We start from the raw sequence: 892 nt of genomic DNA, 5'->3' as shown, positions 1-892 counted from the left end.
CGGCGGCGCCTGCGCCGCGGCAACGACGGGCGCCATGATCAGGGCACAGGATAAAGCGAGTGTTCGATTGATCCTCATGACGAGAAAACCGTGACGACGCGCCGATGTTCCAGTCAAAATCGCCGCAGCCTCACGATTTGCGGAAGCGGATCAGCGAGAAATGCCCCATCGGCGGCATCGGCCGGCGTTCCGCGAGGCTGACGCCGCCATGCTTCGCGGCCCAATTGGTCAGCCGCTCCCACGGAAATTCCGGACGCCAGCCGAGCCGCCGCGCCAGCGGCGCGAAGGCGAGCTCGAAGATGCGGCGCGGGCCGCTCTCGGCGCCGATGTGATTGACCAGGATCAGTTCGCCACCCGGCTTCAGCACGCGAATGAAATCATCCAGCGTGGCTTCGGGATCCGGCACTGCGGTGATGACGTATTGCGCGACCACCGCGTCGAAGAATGAATCCGGAAATGCGAGGTGCTTGGCGTCCATCACCGCCAGCGTCTCGACATTGCTGAGGCCCAGCGCGCGCACGCGCTTGAGCGCCCGCCGCAGCATCGGCTCGGAAATATCGACGCCGCACAGTTTCGTGGTGCGCGCATATTCCGACAGCGACAGCCCGGTGCCGACGCCGACGTCGAGCACGCGTCCACCGATCCGGTCGGCTTCCGCGATCGTCGACTGACGGCCCTGATCGAACACCTTGCCGAACACCAGATCGTAGATCGGTGCCCAGCGGCCATACGCCTTTTCGACCCCCTCGCGGTCGATGTCCCCAGCCATTCCCCTGCCCCGATGTTTCTTCTGTCAGCCGCGAACCGCTTCCACGAGCGGCGCCATCGCATCCTGCGTCGCGGCCCCCGCCACCCGGCTCGCGCTCGCACTTCTGATGAAGCCGCCGCCGAG

1 protein-coding gene is annotated in these 892 nt (G+C 66.0%); it reads right to left on the bottom strand.

Annotation, left to right across the window (positions count from 1 at the left end; all coding sequences use genetic code 11):
* Window positions 1-130: 130 nt before the first annotated feature.
* Entirely contained in the window at window positions 131-769 is a 639-nt protein-coding gene (locus H8B02_RS47505) for a class I SAM-dependent methyltransferase (RefSeq protein WP_173640979.1), read from the bottom strand.
* Window positions 770-892: the final 123 nt, after the last annotated feature.

Origin of the sequence: Bradyrhizobium altum (assembly GCF_020889705.1) — a bacterium.
Classification (GTDB): Bacteria; Pseudomonadota; Alphaproteobacteria; order Rhizobiales; family Xanthobacteraceae; genus Bradyrhizobium; species Bradyrhizobium altum.
The sequence above is the reverse complement of the archived record's forward strand: the minus strand, read 5'-3'. Positions and strand labels throughout refer to the sequence as shown.

What these genes read in the sequence shown, in the direction of transcription:
- H8B02_RS47505 (WP_173640979.1), bottom strand. Translation starts at nt 769, where the DNA reads ATGGCTGGGGACATCGACCGCGAGGGGGTCGAAAAGGCGTATGGCCGC.